Annotated in this window: 15 protein-coding genes and 1 riboswitch; of the genes, 8 read left to right on the top strand and 7 right to left on the bottom strand. The window is 52.2% G+C overall.

What is annotated here, in order from left to right:
- The first annotated feature begins 163 nt into the window (after positions 1-163).
- The 3 genes from tolC to GPJ68_RS21195 all read left to right on the top strand — a co-directional run bounded on the left by tolC (position 164) and on the right by GPJ68_RS21195 (position 3,633).
- On the top strand, positions 164-1,642 hold the full coding sequence (gene tolC, locus GPJ68_RS21185) for an outer membrane channel protein TolC (RefSeq protein WP_104651867.1): 1,479 nt from the start codon (positions 164-166) through the stop codon (positions 1,640-1,642).
- A 147-nt stretch (positions 1,643-1,789) separates the two neighbouring features.
- Positions 1,790-2,467 (top strand): DUF1190 family protein, encoded by a 678-nt coding sequence (locus GPJ68_RS21190; protein WP_016154521.1) that lies wholly within the window; start codon positions 1,790-1,792, stop codon positions 2,465-2,467.
- A gap of 5 nt (positions 2,468-2,472) precedes the next feature.
- Positions 2,473-3,633 (top strand): glutathionylspermidine synthase family protein, encoded by a 1,161-nt coding sequence (locus tag GPJ68_RS21195; protein WP_104651866.1) that lies wholly within the window; start codon positions 2,473-2,475, stop codon positions 3,631-3,633.
- A gap of 87 nt (positions 3,634-3,720) precedes the next feature.
- On the opposite strand, the gene ygiD is transcribed toward GPJ68_RS21195, so the two are convergent.
- Positions 3,721-4,509 (bottom strand): 4,5-DOPA dioxygenase extradiol, encoded by a 789-nt coding sequence (ygiD, locus tag GPJ68_RS21200; RefSeq protein WP_016154523.1) that lies wholly within the window; start codon positions 4,507-4,509, stop codon positions 3,721-3,723.
- Between the two features lie 147 nt (positions 4,510-4,656).
- Between ygiD and zupT the strand changes: the two genes are divergently transcribed.
- Positions 4,657-5,430 (top strand): zinc transporter ZupT, encoded by a 774-nt coding sequence (gene zupT / locus GPJ68_RS21205; protein ID WP_016157488.1) that lies wholly within the window; start codon positions 4,657-4,659, stop codon positions 5,428-5,430.
- A gap of 65 nt (positions 5,431-5,495) precedes the next feature.
- On the opposite strand, the gene GPJ68_RS21210 is transcribed toward zupT, so the two are convergent.
- The gene (locus GPJ68_RS21210; RefSeq protein ID WP_016154525.1) at positions 5,496-5,672 is read right to left on the bottom strand and encodes a hypothetical protein; all 177 of its coding nucleotides are present in this window, start codon (positions 5,670-5,672) and stop codon (positions 5,496-5,498) included.
- A 397-nt stretch (positions 5,673-6,069) separates the two neighbouring features.
- On the opposite strand from GPJ68_RS21210, the gene GPJ68_RS21215 reads away from it, so the two are divergent.
- The 3 genes from GPJ68_RS21215 to dsbI are packed head-to-tail and all read left to right on the top strand — an operon-like array spanning position 6,070 to position 9,250.
- Positions 6,070-7,866 carry an aryl-sulfate sulfotransferase gene (locus GPJ68_RS21215; RefSeq protein ID WP_047414040.1) on the top strand — a complete coding sequence of 599 codons (1,797 nt, stop codon included), beginning with the start codon at positions 6,070-6,072 and terminating at the stop codon, positions 7,864-7,866.
- Positions 7,867-7,889: 23 nt separating this feature from the next.
- Positions 7,890-8,558: a thiol:disulfide interchange protein DsbA/DsbL gene (locus GPJ68_RS21220; protein ID WP_180836980.1), complete on the top strand. Its 669-nt coding sequence runs from the start codon at positions 7,890-7,892 to the stop codon at positions 8,556-8,558.
- Between the two features lie 14 nt (positions 8,559-8,572).
- On the top strand, positions 8,573-9,250 hold the full coding sequence (dsbI, locus tag GPJ68_RS21225; protein WP_104651865.1) for a protein-disulfide oxidoreductase DsbI: 678 nt from the start codon (positions 8,573-8,575) through the stop codon (positions 9,248-9,250).
- An 83-nt stretch (positions 9,251-9,333) separates the two neighbouring features.
- Here dsbI and ribB read toward each other — a convergent pair whose 3' ends face one another.
- Entirely contained in the window at positions 9,334-9,987 is a 654-nt protein-coding gene (gene ribB, locus GPJ68_RS21230) for a 3,4-dihydroxy-2-butanone-4-phosphate synthase (protein WP_016154529.1), read from the bottom strand.
- 106 nt (positions 9,988-10,093) lie between these two features.
- Positions 10,094-10,243: riboswitch (FMN riboswitch) on the bottom strand.
- A gap of 132 nt (positions 10,244-10,375) precedes the next feature.
- On the opposite strand from ribB, the gene ubiK reads away from it, so the two are divergent.
- Positions 10,376-10,672 (top strand): ubiquinone biosynthesis accessory factor UbiK, encoded by a 297-nt coding sequence (gene ubiK, locus GPJ68_RS21235; RefSeq protein WP_003024618.1) that lies wholly within the window; start codon positions 10,376-10,378, stop codon positions 10,670-10,672.
- Between the two features lie 34 nt (positions 10,673-10,706).
- Here ubiK and glgS read toward each other — a convergent pair whose 3' ends face one another.
- From glgS to GPJ68_RS21255, 4 genes are all read right to left on the bottom strand, one after another.
- Positions 10,707-10,913, bottom strand: coding sequence for a cell surface composition regulator GlgS (gene glgS, locus GPJ68_RS21240; protein WP_019077704.1), 207 nt, complete (start codon positions 10,911-10,913; stop codon positions 10,707-10,709).
- A 307-nt stretch (positions 10,914-11,220) separates the two neighbouring features.
- The gene (gene hldE, locus GPJ68_RS21245; protein WP_016157492.1) at positions 11,221-12,654 is read right to left on the bottom strand and encodes a bifunctional D-glycero-beta-D-manno-heptose-7-phosphate kinase/D-glycero-beta-D-manno-heptose 1-phosphate adenylyltransferase HldE; all 1,434 of its coding nucleotides are present in this window, start codon (positions 12,652-12,654) and stop codon (positions 11,221-11,223) included.
- A gap of 59 nt (positions 12,655-12,713) precedes the next feature.
- A complete protein-coding gene (glnE, locus tag GPJ68_RS21250) occupies positions 12,714-15,554 on the bottom strand; it encodes a bifunctional [glutamate--ammonia ligase]-adenylyl-L-tyrosine phosphorylase/[glutamate--ammonia-ligase] adenylyltransferase (RefSeq protein ID WP_172860710.1) in 2,841 nt (946 codons plus the stop codon).
- 125 nt (positions 15,555-15,679) lie between these two features.
- On the bottom strand, positions 15,680-16,981 hold the full coding sequence (locus tag GPJ68_RS21255) for an inorganic triphosphatase (RefSeq protein WP_047414043.1): 1,302 nt from the start codon (positions 16,979-16,981) through the stop codon (positions 15,680-15,682).
- Between the last annotated feature and the right edge of the window lie 130 nt (positions 16,982-17,111).

A 17,111-nucleotide genomic window follows, 5' to 3' on the forward strand; every position in this document is an offset into this window, starting at 1 on the left:
ATTTCAAGGTCGTTTGACTGATGTTTGAACGCCCTTGTGTTAAATTGATGCAAATTAACGCCGTATGGCACGTAACGCCAACTTTTTGAAGTGGCGGATTCTGCTAGAATCAGCAAATATTTTTACAATTTGATCAGCGCTAAATACTGCTTCACAACAAGGAATGCAAATGAAGAAATTGCTCCCCATCCTTATCGGCCTGAGCCTGTCGGGGTTCACTACTTTGAGCCAGGCAGAAAACCTGATGCAGGTTTATCAGCAAGCACGCCTGAGCAACCCGGAATTGCGTAAATCCGCCGCCGATCGCGATGCTGCATTCGAAAAAATTAACGAAGCGCGTAGCCCATTACTGCCGCAACTAGGTTTAGGTGCCGATTACACCTACAGCAATGGCTACCGTGATGCAAATGGCGTCAACTCCAACGCAACCAGCGCGTCATTACAATTGACTCAGACGCTGTTCGACATGTCTAAATGGCGTGCCCTGACGCTGCAAGAAAAAGCAGCAGGCATCCAGGACGTAACGTATCAGACCGATCAGCAAACGCTGATCCTGAATACCGCTACCGCTTATTTTAACGTACTGAACGCGATTGACGTGCTGTCTTACACTCAGGCACAGAAAGATGCGGTCTATCGTCAGTTAGATCAGACCACACAGCGTTTTAACGTGGGCCTGGTCGCCATCACTGACGTACAGAACGCCCGTTCACAATACGATACTGTACTGGCGAACGAAGTTACCGCGCGTAACAATCTCGACAACGCGGTAGAACAGCTGCGCCAGGTGACCGGTAACTACTACCCGGAACTGGCTTCGCTGAACGTTGATGGCTTTAAAACCAACAAACCGCAGGCGGTGAACGCGCTGCTGAAAGAAGCAGAAAACCGCAACCTCTCATTATTGCAGGCGCGTTTGAGCCAGGATCTGGCGCGTGAACAGATTCGTCTGGCGCAGGATGGTCACTTGCCGACGCTGGGTTTGACCGCCTCTACCGGCGTTTCTGACACCTCCTACAACGGGTCGAAAACCAACACCTCCCAGTATGACGACAGCAACATGGGCCAGAACAAAATCGGTCTGAACTTCTCGCTGCCGCTGTACCAGGGCGGGATGGTTAACTCGCAGGTGAAACAAGCACAGTACAACTTTGTTGGCGCGAGCGAACAACTGGAAAGCGCGCACCGCAGCGTGGTGCAAACCGTGCGTTCTTCGTTCAACAACATTAATGCTTCTATCAGTAGCATTAACGCGTACAAACAAGCGGTTGTCTCTGCCCAAAGCTCTTTAGATGCGATGGAAGCAGGCTATTCCGTAGGTACCCGTACCATCGTGGATGTGTTGGATGCCACCACCACGCTGTACAACGCCAAGCAGCAACTGGCGAATGCGCGTTATACCTATCTTATCAACCAGCTTAACGTCAAATCTGCGCTCGGTACGCTGAACGAGCAGGATCTGGTGGCGCTGAATAATACGCTGGGTAAACCGATCCCGACTTCTCCGGATAATGTAGCGCCGCAAAATCCGCAGCAAGATGCCGCTGTGAATGACTTTAACAGCAATGGCAATATGCCTGCGGCTCAACCAACGGCTGCACGTTCAGCCAGCAGCAACGGTAACAACCCGTTCCGTAACTGATGCTGATGACGGGGCTTCGGCCCCGTCTGAACGTAAGGCAACGTAAAGATCCGCCCCTTCTTCCGCATTCTCGTCTCTTCCCGCTTCAATTTCGACCAGTCATCCTCTATTCTGAGCAGAGTTACCACTGGGTCCTGGAAGACATAAATGAAACGGACAAAATCTATACATCACGCCTCGTTCCGCAAAAGCTGGAGCGCGCGCCACCTGACTCCTGTCGCTCTGGCAGTTACCGCTGTTTTTATGCTCGCGGGCTGTGAAAAGAGTGACGAAACGGTTTCGCTTTATCAGAACGCGGACGACTGCTCTGCAGCTAATCCGGGTAAAAGCGCCGAATGTACCACCGCGTTTAACAATGCGCTGAAAGAAGCTGAACGCACCGCGCCAAAATACGCCACTCGCGAAGACTGTATCGCTGAATTCGGCGAAGGCCAGTGCCAACAGGCACCTGCACAAGCGGGCATGGCGCCGACCGGTGAAGGCCAGGCTCAGGCGCAGAATCAAAGCAGCGGCAGCTTCTGGATGCCGCTGATGGCAGGCTATATGATGGGCCGCATGATGGGTGGCGGTATGGGCGCTCAGCAGCCGCTGTTCAGCTCGAAAAATCCGGCCAGCCCGGCATACGGCAAATATACGGATGCTGGCGGCAAAAACTACGGCGCCGCAACGCCGGGTCGCACCATGACCGTACCGAAAACCGCCATGGCGCCGAAACCGGCTACCACCTCTACCGTAACCCGCGGCGGATTTGGCGAATCTGTGGCTAAACAGAGCACCATGCAGCGTAGCGCAAGCGGTACTACCACTCGTTCAATGGGCGGCTGATCGTCATGGAAAGAGTCAGTATTGTTGAGCGCCCGGACTGGCGCGATAAAGCCACCGAATACGGTTTCAACTTTCACACTATGTACGGCGAGCCGTACTGGTGTGAGGATGCGTATTATAAGCTCACGCTTGCTCAGGTCGAAAAGCTGGAAGATGTCACCGCAGAGCTGCATCAAATGTGCCTCAAAGTGGTGGAAAGGGTCATCGCCAGCGATGAGCTGATGACCAAGTTTCGCATTCCGAAGCATACCTGGGGCTTTGTCCGCCAGTCCTGGCAGACACAGCAACCGTCGCTCTATTCGCGTCTCGATCTGGCGTGGGACGGTACGGGCGAGCCTAAGCTGTTAGAAAACAACGCCGATACGCCAACCTCACTGTACGAAGCTGCGTTTTTCCAGTGGATCTGGCTGGAAGACCAACTCAATGCAGGCAACCTGCCGGAAGGCAGCGATCAATTCAACAGTCTGCAGGAAAAGCTGATCGAGCGTTTCGCCGAGCTGCGTGAGCAGTATGGTTTTCAGTTGCTACATCTGACCTGTTGTCGCGATACGGTGGAAGACCGCGGAACGATCCAGTATCTGCAGGATTGCGCTGCCGAAGCTGAAATCGCCACTGAATTCCTCTATGTCGAAGATATTGGTCTTGGTGAAAAAGGTCAGTTCACGGATATGCAGGATCAGGTCATTGCTAACCTGTTCAAGCTCTATCCGTGGGAATTCATGCTGCGCGAAATGTTCTCCACCAAGCTGGAAGACGCTGGCGTTCGCTGGCTGGAACCAGCCTGGAAGAGCATCATCTCCAACAAAGCGTTATTACCGCTGTTGTGGGAAATGTTCCCGGATCATCCGAATCTGCTGCCTGCGTATTTCGCCGAAGATGACTATCCTCAGATGGATAAATTCGTCGTAAAGCCGATCTTCTCACGTGAAGGCGCGAACGTTTCCATTATCGAAAACGGTAAAACGATCGAAGCAGTGGAAGGGCCGTACGGCGAAGAAGGTATGATCGTGCAGCAATTCCATCAGCTACCGAAGTTTGGCGACAGCTATATGTTGATCGGCAGCTGGCTAATCAACGATCAACCAGCTGGCATTGGCATTCGCGAAGACCGCGCGTTGATCACGCAGGATCTCTCGCGTTTCTATCCGCATATTTTTGTCGAATGACTGAGAGTGCCGGGTGGTAGCTGCGTCTTACCCGGCCTACAGCACGAACTGTAGGCTCGATAAGCGCAGCGCCATCAGGCGCATTTATCATCCGACCTGCACCGACAACATACTCAAACTTCCCATCTCAATCCCGTCAACAGGAATAGTCACCGGCTCTTTGCCGTCCCAGGCACCTAATACGTACAGCAGCGGCAGATAGTGATCCGGTGTCGGATTCGATAACGATCCCCCTTCATGATCGAGATAGTTCACCAGCGGGTGCTGTTCAACCGGTCCCTGCCATGTCAGGTTTGCTTTAACATATTCGTTGAATGAGGTCGCCCACGGATATGGCGTGTTCTCACCGTGCCAACGCGCAGTGCGCAGGTTATGCACCACGTTGCCGCTGGCTACCAGCATAATGCCCTCATCACGCAGTGCCGCCAGCTTGCGGCCAATTTCAAAATGCCAGGCCGCAGGTTTGGTACTGTCAATGCTCAGCTGCACCATCGGAATATCCGCATGCGGGTACATCTTGATCAGCACGCCCCATGAACCGTGGTCAAAACCCCACGCCTCTTTGTCTAAGGTAACGGGCACTGGGGCCAGCAAGTCAACCAGATGCTGCGCCAGTTCCGGTGATCCAGGAGCCGGGTAATGGGTGTCATACAGCGCCTGCGGAAAACCGCCAAAATCGTGGATTGTTTTAGGCGCTTCCATCGCCGTCACGCCCGTGCCACGAGTGAACCAATGCGCCGAGACCACCACAATGGCTTTCGGGCGCGGCAACGTTTCCCCCAGTTGCTGCCAGGCGCGGGTATAAACGTTATCTTCCAGAACATTCATCGGGCTACCGTGACCCAAAAACAATGCTGGCATACGAGTTGAAGACATGATGATATCCTTACTGAGGGAGTCATTTTGATACCACCACAATACGCTTATTCGGCTGATGAAGAACTCAGATAACCATGATGAAGATCATCAGTTATTTTGACGATCCGACCCGGACAGCAGATTGATAAGGAGTTTTATTTGTCGATGTCAGTACCTTTACTTCTGACTTTACTGGCAGGCGCCGCCACGTTTATCGGCGCATTTCTCGGCGTGTTAGGGCAAAAACCCTCCAACCGCGTGCTCGCCTTTTCGTTAGGCTTCGCCGCAGGGATTATGTTACTGATCTCACTGATGGAGATGCTCCCAGCCGCACTGGCTGCTGAAGGTATGTCGCCGGTATTGGGCTACGGAATGTTTATCGTTGGCTTACTGGGATACTTTGGCCTGGACCGCCTATTGCCGCATGCGCACCCTCAGGATCTGGTACAGAAAACCACGCGGCCTCTGCCCGGCTCCATTAAACGTACCGCGATTTTATTAACGCTCGGCATTAGCCTGCACAACTTCCCGGAAGGGATAGCGACGTTTGTTACCGCCAGCAGCAATCTCGAGCTGGGCTTTGGTATTGCCCTTGCCGTCGCATTACACAATATTCCTGAAGGATTAGCCGTTGCGGGTCCAGTCTATGCAGCCACGGGCTCCAAACGTACGGCGATATTCTGGGCCGGGATCTCGGGCATGGCGGAAATCCTGGGCGGCGTACTGGCGTGGTTAATTCTGGGAAGCTTGATCTCACCGGTAGTGATGGCGGCAATAATGGCAGCAGTCGCAGGAATTATGGTGGCGCTGTCCGTCGATGAGCTAATGCCGTTGGCAAAAGAGATCGACCCGAATAATAATCCCAGCTATGGGGTACTTTGTGGAATGTCGGTGATGGGGTTAAGTCTTGTCATCCTCCAGTCCATGGGGATCGGCTAATTCAGAGGGCGGATGCCACCCTGCTAATTTACAGCATCCGCTCATCCATAGCAGAACGTGAAGGACTATTCCTGTTCCTTAACCGCGCTGTTATCTTCGCCAGAACGACGGAAGAGTTTGTTTCGCGCCTCGAGTAAAGCATCCCGGTCTTGCCGAAATGCCCGACAATAACGCTTCATATGGCAATAATAACCAACTGCAACGAGTGCAATTAATACAATCCAGTACCAGGCGATAAACATTCTTTTACCCTTAAAATTTAACATCATTAAACATTTAACGTTAAAATTTTACACAACCTTATTCTGACATACTCCTATAGTGGCATATTCCAGAAACAAATATATGATTTCGATCATATAAACCAGCAGCTATGCAAATAGTTAACACCGTTATAAAAAATAAAACAATGTCGACAAGATCACACTGCGCAATAATAAATATTGCCCTTAAAATAACGCACTCATACCATCCAAAAAATAATAAAAATTAGCGCCTGCAAAATAATACACCACATCAATATTAATATATTCACCATAAAAGTAGCATCGGCAATACCATTTTTTATTATATTCACATCGTAAAAACATAATATATTCAGCACTGTTATATCTAAAGATAATATAAGGAGATATATCCATGTTTACACAGTACCGAAAAACACTTCTAGCCGGAACGCTTGCACTGACGTTTGGCTTTGTCGCAGGTAATTCATTTGCCGCTGGTTTCCAACCAGCCCAGCCCGCAGGAAAATTGGGTGCGATAATCGTTGACCCATACGGAAACGCCCCTCTTACCGCACTGGTTGAATTAGATAGTCACGTTATTTCGGATGTTAAAGTTACCGTTCATGGTAAAGGTGAAAAAGGAGTCCCAATTACCTATACCGTCGGCAAAGAATCCCTCGCCACCTACGATGGGGTTCCTATTTTTGGCCTTTATCAAAAGTTCGCTAATAAGGTCACTGTTGAATATAAAGAAAATGGCAAGGCCATCAAGGAAGATTACGTGGTGCAAACATCTGCCATCGTTAATCACTACATGGATAACCGTTCTATTTCCGATTTACAGCAAACAAACGTTATTAAGGTCGCACCTGGCTTTGAAGACCGTCTCTATCTGGTGAATACCCACACCTTTACCGCGCAGGGCGCAGAATTCCACTGGCATGGTGAAAAAGATAAAAATGCCGGTATCCTGGATGCTGGTCCGGCCGGTGGCGCATTACCCTTTGATATCGCACCCTTTACCTTTGTCGTTGATACGGAAGGCGAATATCGTTGGTGGCTGGATCAGGACACTTTCTATGACGGTCATGACATGGATATCAACAAGCGCGGTTACCTGATGGGGATACGGGAGACACCGCGCGGCACCTTCACCGCCGTACAGGGCCAGCACTGGTATGAGTTCGATATGATGGGCCAGATTCTGGCCGACCATAAGCTGCCGCGCGGATTCCTCGACGCATCGCATGAGTCCGTCGAAACGGTGAACGGCACCGTACTGCTTCGCGTGGGTAAACGTGATTATCGTAAGGAAGATGGCATTCACGTACAAACTATCCGCGACCAGATTATTGAAGTCGACAAATCCGGTCGTGTTGTTGACGTGTGGGATCTGACAAAAATTCTCGATCCGATGCGTGATGCACTGCTGGGTGCGTTGGATGCGGGCGCGGTATGCGTCAACGTGGACCTCGCTCATGCCGGCCAGCAGGCAAAACTGGAGCCAGATACCCCCTACGGTGACGCCCTCGGCGTGGGTGCTGGTCGTAACTGGGCGCACGTTAACTCCATCGCCTTTGACGCCAAAGATGACGCCATCATTATCTCTTCCCGCCATCAAGGGGTTGTCAAAATCGGTCGCGATAAACAGGTGAAGTGGATCCTTGCACCGTCTAAAGGCTGGAATAAGGCTCTGGCAAGCAAGCTGTTAAAACCGGTTGATGATAAAGGCAACGCACTGAAATGTGATGAAAATGGCAAGTGCGAGAATACCGATTTTGATTTTACCTACACTCAACACACCGCATGGCTCTCCAGCAAAGGAACGCTTACCATTTTTGACAACGGCGATGGCCGCGGACTCGAACAACCGGCGTTACCAACAATGAAATACTCCCGTTTCGTCGAATATAAAATTGACGAGAAAAAAGGGACCGTCCAGCAAATTTGGGAGTACGGAAAAGAGCGCGGTTATGATTTTTATAGCCCTATCACCTCGGTTATCGAATATCAAAAAGATCGCGACACCATGTTTGGCTTTGGTGGTTCGATTAATTTATTTGACGTTGGACAGCCAACCATCGGCAAAATCAACGAAATTGACTACAAAACAAAAGAAGTCAAAGTCGAAATTAATGTCCTGTCCGATAAGCCAAATCAAACTCACTACCGTGCATTGCTGGTTCATCCACGCCAAATGTTTAAATAATTACATTATATTAAGGATTAATTATGTCATCTAAATGGATCACTTCATTATTTAAAAGTGTGGTATTAACCGCCGCGCTTGCCTCACCGTTTGCAGCATCAGCGTTTACTGAAGGCACTGATTATATGGTTCTGGAAAAACCAATTCCCAATGCTGATAAGACGTTGATCAAAGTATTCAGTTACGCCTGCCCATTTTGCTACAAATATGATAAAGCCGTGACAGGGCCCGTGTCAGACAAAGTCGCCGATGTCGTTACTTTCACTCCGTTTCATCTGGAAACCAAAGGGGAATACGGTAAACAGGCCAGCGAAATCTTTGCCGTAATGATTGCCAGGGACATGGCTGCAGGTATTTCATTGTTTGACGCCAAATCACAGTTTAAAAAAGCCAAGTTCGCTTATTACGCCGCCTACCACGATAAGAAAGAGCGCTGGTCAGAGGGTAAAGATCCCGCCTCATTCATCAAAACAGGGTTGGATGCAGCGGGCATGAGCCAGGCTGATTTTGACGCGGCATTGAAGGATCCAGCCGTCCAGCAAACGCTGGAGAAATGGAAAGCAGCATATGATGTCGCCAAAATCCAGGGCGTTCCGGCTTACGCCGTCAATGGTAAATACCTGATCTACACCAAAAATATCAAATCTATTGATTCCATGGCTGAGCTTGTCAGAGAGCTCGCGAAAAAATAAACAGGGACCCGGCTATGGCTTTCATAAAAGGATCGTGGCGAGACTTACGCAATACACCGGTTGATACCCTGGTGAGATGGCAGGAACAGCGCTTTCTGTGGCTGTTGATGGCTTGCGCAATGGGTGGATTGATTATTCTGGCGCACTCGTTCTTCCAAATCTATCTCTACATGGCCCCCTGCGAGCAATGTGTCTACATTCGTTTTGCCATGCTGGTGATGGTTTTTGGCGGATTGATTGCGGCAATCAACCCCAAAAATGTTGTTCTGAAGCTCATCGGCTGTATTGCGGCATTTTACGGCAGCATCATGGGCATTAAGTTCTCCATCAAACTTAACGGCATTCATTATGCTGTACATAACCCGGACCCGGATTCGCTGTTTGGCGTACAGGGATGCTCCACCGATCCGACATTCCCTTTTAATTTGCCTCTGGCCAACTGGGCACCGGAGTGGTTTAAACCCACAGGAGATTGCGGCTATGACGCTCCCATTGTTCCCGACGGCGTGGCGCTCAGCAGTACGCAAAAGTGGTTTGTCGATCTGTACCAGCAGTCAGAAGGCTGGTATCTGATCCCGCCTTGGCATTTTATGAACATGGCGCAGGCCTGTTTGTTGGCCTTTAGTTTGTGCTTACTGTTGCTCGTCATTATGAGCGCCGCATGGGCATTAAAGCGGGTGAGAACCAAATAATCGGAGCAAGAAACAAAAAAACCGAAGCCTGGAAGATGGCTTCGGTTTTTTATACTTACCGCGACTAACGTGGTAATTTGCGATTAGCTGGCTTTGCGCTCATGCGCCTGACGATAAGCCACCAGGTCTTCGATAGTAACTACCGCCATATTATGCTTGCCGGCAAATTCGATACATTCTGGCGCACGCGCCATGGTGCCATCGTCATTGGTCAGTTCGCACAGCACGCCTGCCGGTTTAAACCCTGCCAGCGTCATCAGGTCGATGGTTGCTTCAGTGTGACCACCGCGGGTCAACACGCCACCTGCCTGAGCACGCAGCGGGAAAACGTGCCCCGGACGGTTAAGATCGGAAGGTTTAGCGCCATCCTGAATTGCCGCACGCACCGTAGTAACACGGTCCGCAGCGGAAACGCCGGTGGTCACGCCTTCTGCGGCTTCAATGGTGACGGTAAAACCGGTACCGTAAGCGCTGGTGTTATTTTCCACCATCATTGGCAGATCGAGCTGTTTGCGTCGGTCTTCAGTGATGCACAGGCATACAATACCGCTGCCGTGACGAATGGTCAGAGCCATCTGTTCAACGGTCATGGTTTCTGCCGGGAAAATCATATCGCCTTCGTTTTCACGATCTTCGTCGTCAAGCACCATCACACCGCGTCCTTCACGCAGCGCAGACAGCGCAAGTTCAACACGTTCGAAAGGCGTACCAAAAGAGGAAAGTAGCGTCTGATTCATGGTAAAAAAACCTCACTAAAATTATGGTTACCAGAATCAGGGCAGTCTTAGGAGTACCGTCTAAGCGGCAAAAAAATAACGTGAGCGGGTCCATGCCCGACTGGATCGTTACTCTCTCCCATCCGGACTCTAACCGTCGGCCCCGGAATTACACCGGATCTGCTGACCTTTGAGTTTGCACCCAAAGCGCTCGCGGGCTTTCAACCTGAGTTGATTTACCGCCGGTGGGGAATTTCGCCCCGCCCTGAGAATAAGCGGGTTAACTATAACGCTATTGATTACCTTCATCAACGCCTTTGCTCGTCTTAGCTTCACACAATTCTGGTTTATGCCTGTGCCAGTTCGCACTACAATAGGCAACAACACGTACCAGTTCAGGGAAACCACAATGATTGACCCGAAAAAAATTGAGCAGATTGCTCGTCAGGTTCACGAGTCGATGCCGAAAGGGATCCGCGAGTTTGGCGAAGACGTCGAGAAGAAAATTCGTCAAACGCTGCAGTCACAGCTGACCCGTCTGGATCTGGTAAGCCGTGAAGAGTTTGATGTACAGACTCAGGTTTTGCTGCGTACCCGTGAAAAGCTGGCGCTGCTTGAGCAACGTCTGACTGAGCTGGAATCGCGTGAAAAAACGGCAGAAGTTAAACCTGCTCCCGCGATCCCGTCAGTCGATCCGCAAGAGTAAAAACGACAACGGGCCGCAAGGCCCGTTTTTTCTGTTAGTGTTCCAGTTCTAGCTTCCTGGCCTCCGTCGCCTGCTGGCAGTACAGCGCATAGCGTTTGCAAAACCAGCTACGATGTTCTTCATCCATATTCCCAGTTATCGCCTGGATATCTACGGGATGGCCCTCAGCTTGCATCCTGGCAAAACTACGGGCCAGGAAATCGAAATTGTTCATTGAATACATATTGCTGTTCATGAGCATACCCTCCAGTTATTGAATATCTGTTAAGGCCATATGCTTTTTCTAATTTCAGTATTTCCCTGGATGCGAAGTTATTCTGTACATATTGTGCGCAAAACCACTGCGCTGGTTCACAGTTTCCCACGAAATCTAAGAGGGGTCGGATTTAAGGTCAGCGTGACGCACGCTTATTGTAACGTCATGTAAAAGTAAATCGGGGGGAGAAATCCCCTCTCCCCTTATTCCTTTACTCTGGGTTGAAGAAAACAGCAGCATCAATAGCAAGAAACGTATCGCATCCAAAAGTTCGATACGTTTCCAGCATTTGTTATTTATCGCTGTCTTTTTGGATCTTCTTGATGATATTGGTCGTTGAGCAGCCATCTTCAAAGTTCAGCACCAGCACTTCACCGCCGTTCGCCCACACTTCTTTGCTGCCCGCAATATCTTCCGGCTTATAGTCGCCGCCTTTTACCAGCAGATCCGGCAGGATGCCGGCAATCAGACGCTGTGGTGTGTCTTCTTCAAAAGAGACCACCCAGTCGACGGCTTCCAGCGCGCCCAGCACGATCATGCGCTGTTCCAGCGGGTTGACCGGACGCGTTTCGCCTTTCAGACGTTTGGTCGAAGCATCGCTGTTTACCGCCACGATCAGACGATCGCCCAGCTTGCGCGCATTCGCCAGATAGGAAACGTGGCCAGCATGTAGGATGTCGAACACGCCGTTGGTCATCACCACTTTCTCACCGCGCTTGCGGGCGCTGGCAACGGCCTGTTTCAGCTCAGACTCGCTCATCACGCCAAAGCCAGTGTCGGCCCGACCGCGCACGGCGTTTTCCAGTTCAATCGGGGAAACGGTGGAAGTCCCCAGTTTACCGACGACAACACCCGCTGCGGCATTAGCAAAATAGCACGCCTCTTCCAGAGTGTTCCCCGCCGCCAGCGTCGCTGCCAGCACGCCGATCACCGTATCGCCCGCCCCCGTCACGTCATACACTTCCTGCGCCTGCGTCGGCATATGCAGTGGCGATTTGCCCGGTTGCAGCAGCGTCATACCCTGTTCGGAACGCGTGATCAGCAGCGCGGAAAGGTCGAAATCTGCAATCACTTTCATGCCGCGCTCAACCAGTTCATCTTCGCTTTTGCACTTACCGACCACCGCTTCAAATTCAGACAAATTCGGCGTCAGCAGCGTTGCGCCACGATAGCGTTCAAAATCGGTCCCTTTCGGATCGATAAGCACCGGCACCCCAGCCTTACGCGCCAGAGCAATCATCTGCTGCACGCTTGCCAGCGCGCCTTTGGCGTAATCGGAGAGCACCAAAGCGCCAATGGAGCCCAGAGCCTGGTTAATACGCTCATGCAGTGGCTGCGGATCCACGCCTTCAAAACCTTCTTCGAAATCCAGGCGAATCAGTTGCTGGTTGCGGGAAAGCACGCGCAGTTTGGTGATCGTCGGATGAGTTGGCACAGAAACGAAGTCACATTTTACGTTCACATCCGCCAGCGTTTTGCTCAGCGCACGCGCCGCGTCGTCAATCCCAGTCAGGCCAACCAGACGCGAATTCGCTCCCAGAGAGGCAATGTTCATCGCCACGTTTGCTGCGCCACCGGGACGTTCTTCAATGGTATCAACCTTCACCACCGGAACCGGCGCTTCAGGTGAAATACGGCTGGTAGGACCGTACCAGTAGCGATCTAGCATCACATCACCGACAACCATGACTCCTGCACGTTCAAACTCTGGCAGCGTTACTTTCATTCCTGTCTCCTGAGAGATTCTCTGAGGGTCTTAAAATTTGCGCGCGATAATAGCACACTTCACTCGGCAACCAGCCACTTCTGCCAGCTGTCACGCACCAGCGTACGTTCAGCGTCGAAGTGCTCCGGCGCCACATGGCCCGGAAGTTCCTGCAATGCAAGATGATGAAGTTCATCGCGCAGCGTCGTATAAGCACGGGTAAGCGCCAGCGCTTCCTGCTCATCCATAATGTCGTTTTGCGCCAGTAACTCCAGAATGCGCACGTTATCCGACCAGCGCGTCAGCTTCGGTTTTTCATGCGCATAGCGCAGCACCAGGTATTGCGTAATAAACTCAATGTCGGTGATGCCGCCTTCATCCGCTTTGATATCAAAACGATCGCGATGCTTATTGCCCAAATGGGCCCGCATTTTCTCACGCATTTCGCGCACATCGGTCTGCAAGGTTTTCGCATCGCGGACGAGGGTCATGATATCGCGACGAGTCGCATCAAACTGAGAGGTCAACCGAGGGTCGCCGTACACCACTCGAGCGCGCACCAGCGCCTGATGCTCCCACGTCCAGGCTTCGTTGCGCTGGTAATCAGCGAAAGCCTCGGTTGATGTCACCAGCATTCCCGCCGCGCCGGACGGACGCAACCGCGCATCCACTTCATACAAAATACCGGATGAGGTGCGGGTGCTGAAAAGGTGCATAATGCGCTGCGACAGACGCAAATAGAACTGTCGCCCGTCAATCTCACGCTCACCATCCGTCATCACGTCCATAGGACAGTCATGCAGGAAGATCAAATCAAGATCCGAACTGTAGCCCAGCTCCCAGCCGCCCAGTTTGCCATACCCGACGACGGCAAAACCGCGCCCCTCGCGCCCGTCAAGATGAGTGGGTTGCCCGTAGCGAGCGACCATCTGCATCCACGCCTGCTGGACTACCGCATCAATAATAGCTTCCGCCAGCCAGGTTAAGTGGTCGCTCACCTTCATCACCGGCAGCGTACCAGCGATATCTGCCGCGGCAATGCGCAACAGCTGCGTTTGCTTAAACTGACGCAGCGCTTCCAACTGCTGCTCTTCGTCATCTTCCGGCACGCGCAGCAAATACTGGCGCAGTTCATCACGGTAGGCATCCGTCGCGGTGGGTTGATACAGGGTGTTCGGATCCAGCAGTTCATCGAGCAACAGCGGATACCGCGCCAGTTGGCTGGCGATCATCGGCGAAGCGGCACATAACGAAATCAGATGCTTAAGCGCTCCGGGGAATTCGCTCAGCAGCTCCAGATAGGTCGTACGGGTCACAATGCCTACCAGCAGCGGTGTGATACGCGACAGCGGGACTGAGGCGTCGTCACGCGAACAGACATCGCTCAGCAGATGTGGCATTAAGTGATCCAGCACCTGGCGTCCGCGTGGGCCAATGGTGCGTTTATCCAGCTCTTTGCGAAAATCGGCAATCAGAGACAGCACGCGCCGGCGATCGTCATCCGCCAGATGCGTCAGCACCGGCGTGGTGTCATCTTCCTGTAATGCGTCCTGCCACAGTTCACGCCACTGTTCTGAGAGCGACTCTTCCTGGGTTTCTGCTTCGTCATCGCCAATCAACTCGTTAAACACCCGGCGCACGTTGTCCATATGACTGGCCAGCACATCGGTTAGCTGCTGCCAGTCATCGACGTTCATCCCCCACGCCAGCCGCGCGCGGTTCAGTTCATCGCCTGGCAACGTCTGGGTCTGCTCATCATTGATACTTTGCAGCAGGTTCTCCAGACGACGTAAATAGAGATAGGCTGCTCGCAGTTGTTCCGCGTCGGTGTCTGACAGCAGGTGCAACGCATTGATGGCGCTGAGCGTGGGTAACAGCGAGCGGGATTGCAATGACGGCTCGCGCCCACCGCGAATAAGCTGGAATACCTGCACGATAAATTCGATTTCACGAATACCGCCCGCGCCCAACTTAATGTTGTCTTTCAGACCACGGCGGCGCACTTCGCGGGCAATCATTCCTTTCATGTTACGCAGAGACTGGATCACACTGAAATCAATATAGCGGCGGAAAACAAAAGGCCGCAGCATAGCGCGAAGCTCACTGACGTAGGTACCGTCGCAATCGCCCATAATGCGGGCCTTGACCATCGCATAGCGTTCCCAGTCGCGCCCTTGTTCCTGGTAATAATCCTCCAGCGCGGAGAAGCTCAGCACCAGCGGGCCGCTGTCGCCAAACGGGCGTAAACGCATATCTACCCGATAGACAAATCCATCCATTGTGGGCTGATCCAGCACTTTGATGAGCCGCTGGCCCATACGGGTAAAGAACTGCGCGTTATCCAGCTCGCGACGTCCGCCCTGCGTACTACCGTGCTCCGGCCAGGCAAAAATCAGATCGATATCAGAGGAAAAATTCAGTTCGCCGCCGCCCAGTTTCCCCATACCTAAAATCAGCAGCGGTTGCGCAACACCTTGTGGATTACAGGGCGTACCCCATTCACGACAGCAGGCGGCGTATAACCAGTCACGCGCGGCGACGATCAGCGTTTCAGCCAAATGGCTTAGCTGCTGCAAGATACTCTCTTCCGTCACCAGCGACAGCGTCTGCGCCCAGGCGATACGCACCATGATGCGACGGCGAAACAGGCGCAGCTCACGCATCAGCGTGTTTTCGTCGCTAACGTCGACCAATGCTTGCTGTAACCAATCAGCATAGTGTTGCCATTCATCCGCCTCGGATGGCGTGCTTTCCAGTTCGACCAGCCATTCGGGATGGGCAATAATGCTGTCGCGAAAAAAATCACTGAATGTAAGCACTGACTTCGCCTGAATGCTAAGCGAGGACTCAGATATTGCTGCTGGCAGCCGCTCAACAACGGTCGGCCAGTAATGCTGTAACGGTGAAGAGAGCTGCTTCATTTATGGATTATCCTTTGAATAGTACCGGGCAGCGGCATGTTGCCTTATCCAGCCTACATGACGCTTCCGCCCATCGCGTAGGCCTGATAAGCGCAGCGCCATCAGGCATCCCGGCCTCACCCTGATTATCGTTTTCCGCTGTGCAACCAGAACGGTTCCAAAGCGATCGCCTCGTTGCGGAAGTGTTCAATTTCAATGTATTGGTTGGCCGCAATGGCGTGACGTAAACCCTGCCAGGTGGCGATCCATTCCGATGCGACCTTTTCGTCGTAGTATCCCGCCAGCATCAGCATGCTATCAATGTTGCGCGTCAGGCGCGGAAGTTGATCGGCGTACTGATCGCCCAGCGGCTGAGCAAAAGCTGTTTTCAGTTCAGCAGCATGGCGCGAGAGATGGGTATCTGAGAAACGCTTAAAGGAGTCGGCTATTTTACCCTGCGCCTTCGCATCAAGGAACGGCTGCCACCCTTTGGTCACCAGCCATTCGGTCAGCGCCAGCTTGGCCATCGCCGTTTGCGTGCTGTAAACCGCGGAAACGGCAGAAACGTCAGACGCAATGATCGCTTCCGACTGGGTAAGCAAATCACGTAAGTGAGCACTCGCTTTTCGCGGCACATTACCGCCAAACAGCATCAGAATGTGACGCACCAGGCCCATCGCAGCCAGCACCTCGGCTTTCGCCCCTTTGACGCCACGCACCCACAGCTCTTCATGGTACTGCCACTGTGATAATGCCAGCTCCAGCGCCGCTTCCAGCCCTTGCTCAATACTCGCTTTTGCCGGAACCTTCAAAATGCGCGTCGGTTTGAGTTCACGCGGCGCATTCCCCTGAGCCAGATGATAGCCGCGCGCCGCTTTACTCAGGCTGCCCTGGCGTAAACCGGTTTGCGATACCAGCTGGTTTGCCAGCTTCAATACCGCACGGGTATCGCCGCTTAACAACTCCAGTTCAAGCTCACAGATAGGTTCAGCCAACTCGCCCGCTTTCACTTCCCCGAGATCGAGGGCCATTTCAATGCGGCTACCGTCGATATCAAGGTGCCATTTCTCACGGTAAAAATCGGTGCTGAAGAGCGGCTGTACCTGAGAGGCAAGTTCAGCGGGCAGTTCGCCATCAGGCCAGACTTCCGTTGGAAACAGGGAGAGATCCAACTCTGGCGCGTTCAGCGCAACGTTAAACTCCGGCCGCTGATGCAGGCCACCCGTCACTCGTCCGGCAATTTTCATGGTCATTTCGTAATGACCGTTCTCACCGCGAATACGCAGCCCCATATCGTGACCACGCAGCCACGCATCGGGCGTTTCGTAGTAGATATTCAGCAACTGGCTGGGCGCATGATGCTCTCCCCCCAGCGTATTCAGACGTTCACGTAGCGCATCTACAGCGTCACTATTGACGATAAATTTTAATTCGATTTCCTGGGCCATGGTCTTGTACTTATGGGTTATGTCACAGTTGAGAAAACTGACTGCGAACTAAGCTCGTTCTTTATGGTCAGTAGATAGTATTTTGCGCCAAATTGCCATGCAACGAGCAATTTGACGGGCGTAAAAGTTT

This window comes from Citrobacter sp. 172116965, assembly GCF_013458095.1.
GTDB lineage: Bacteria > Pseudomonadota > Gammaproteobacteria > Enterobacterales > Enterobacteriaceae > Citrobacter > Citrobacter braakii.

Bases quoted from the DNA above. Each gene is read 5' to 3' on its own strand.
- hldE (WP_016157492.1), bottom strand. From the start codon at position 12,654: ATGAAAGTAACGCTGCCAGAGTTTGAACGTGCAGGAGTCATGGTTGTC.
- dsbI (WP_104651865.1), top strand. From the start codon at position 8,573: ATGGCTTTCATAAAAGGATCGTGGCGAGACTTACGCAATACACCGGTT.
- glnE (WP_172860710.1), bottom strand. From the start codon at position 15,554: ATGAAGCAGCTCTCTTCACCGTTACAGCATTACTGGCCGACCGTTGTT.
- tolC (WP_104651867.1), top strand. From the start codon at position 164: ATGCAAATGAAGAAATTGCTCCCCATCCTTATCGGCCTGAGCCTGTCG.
- GPJ68_RS21255 (WP_047414043.1), bottom strand. From the start codon at position 16,981: ATGGCCCAGGAAATCGAATTAAAATTTATCGTCAATAGTGACGCTGTA.
- ygiD (WP_016154523.1), bottom strand. From the start codon at position 4,509: ATGTCTTCAACTCGTATGCCAGCATTGTTTTTGGGTCACGGTAGCCCG.
- GPJ68_RS21220 (WP_180836980.1), top strand. From the start codon at position 7,890: ATGTCATCTAAATGGATCACTTCATTATTTAAAAGTGTGGTATTAACC.
- GPJ68_RS21195 (WP_104651866.1), top strand. From the start codon at position 2,473: ATGGAAAGAGTCAGTATTGTTGAGCGCCCGGACTGGCGCGATAAAGCC.
- ribB (WP_016154529.1), bottom strand. From the start codon at position 9,987: ATGAATCAGACGCTACTTTCCTCTTTTGGTACGCCTTTCGAACGTGTT.
- GPJ68_RS21190 (WP_016154521.1), top strand. From the start codon at position 1,790: ATGAAACGGACAAAATCTATACATCACGCCTCGTTCCGCAAAAGCTGG.
- ubiK (WP_003024618.1), top strand. From the start codon at position 10,376: ATGATTGACCCGAAAAAAATTGAGCAGATTGCTCGTCAGGTTCACGAG.
- GPJ68_RS21210 (WP_016154525.1), bottom strand. From the start codon at position 5,672: ATGTTTATCGCCTGGTACTGGATTGTATTAATTGCACTCGTTGCAGTT.
- GPJ68_RS21215 (WP_047414040.1), top strand. From the start codon at position 6,070: ATGTTTACACAGTACCGAAAAACACTTCTAGCCGGAACGCTTGCACTG.
- zupT (WP_016157488.1), top strand. From the start codon at position 4,657: ATGTCAGTACCTTTACTTCTGACTTTACTGGCAGGCGCCGCCACGTTT.
- glgS (WP_019077704.1), bottom strand. From the start codon at position 10,913: ATGCTCATGAACAGCAATATGTATTCAATGAACAATTTCGATTTCCTG.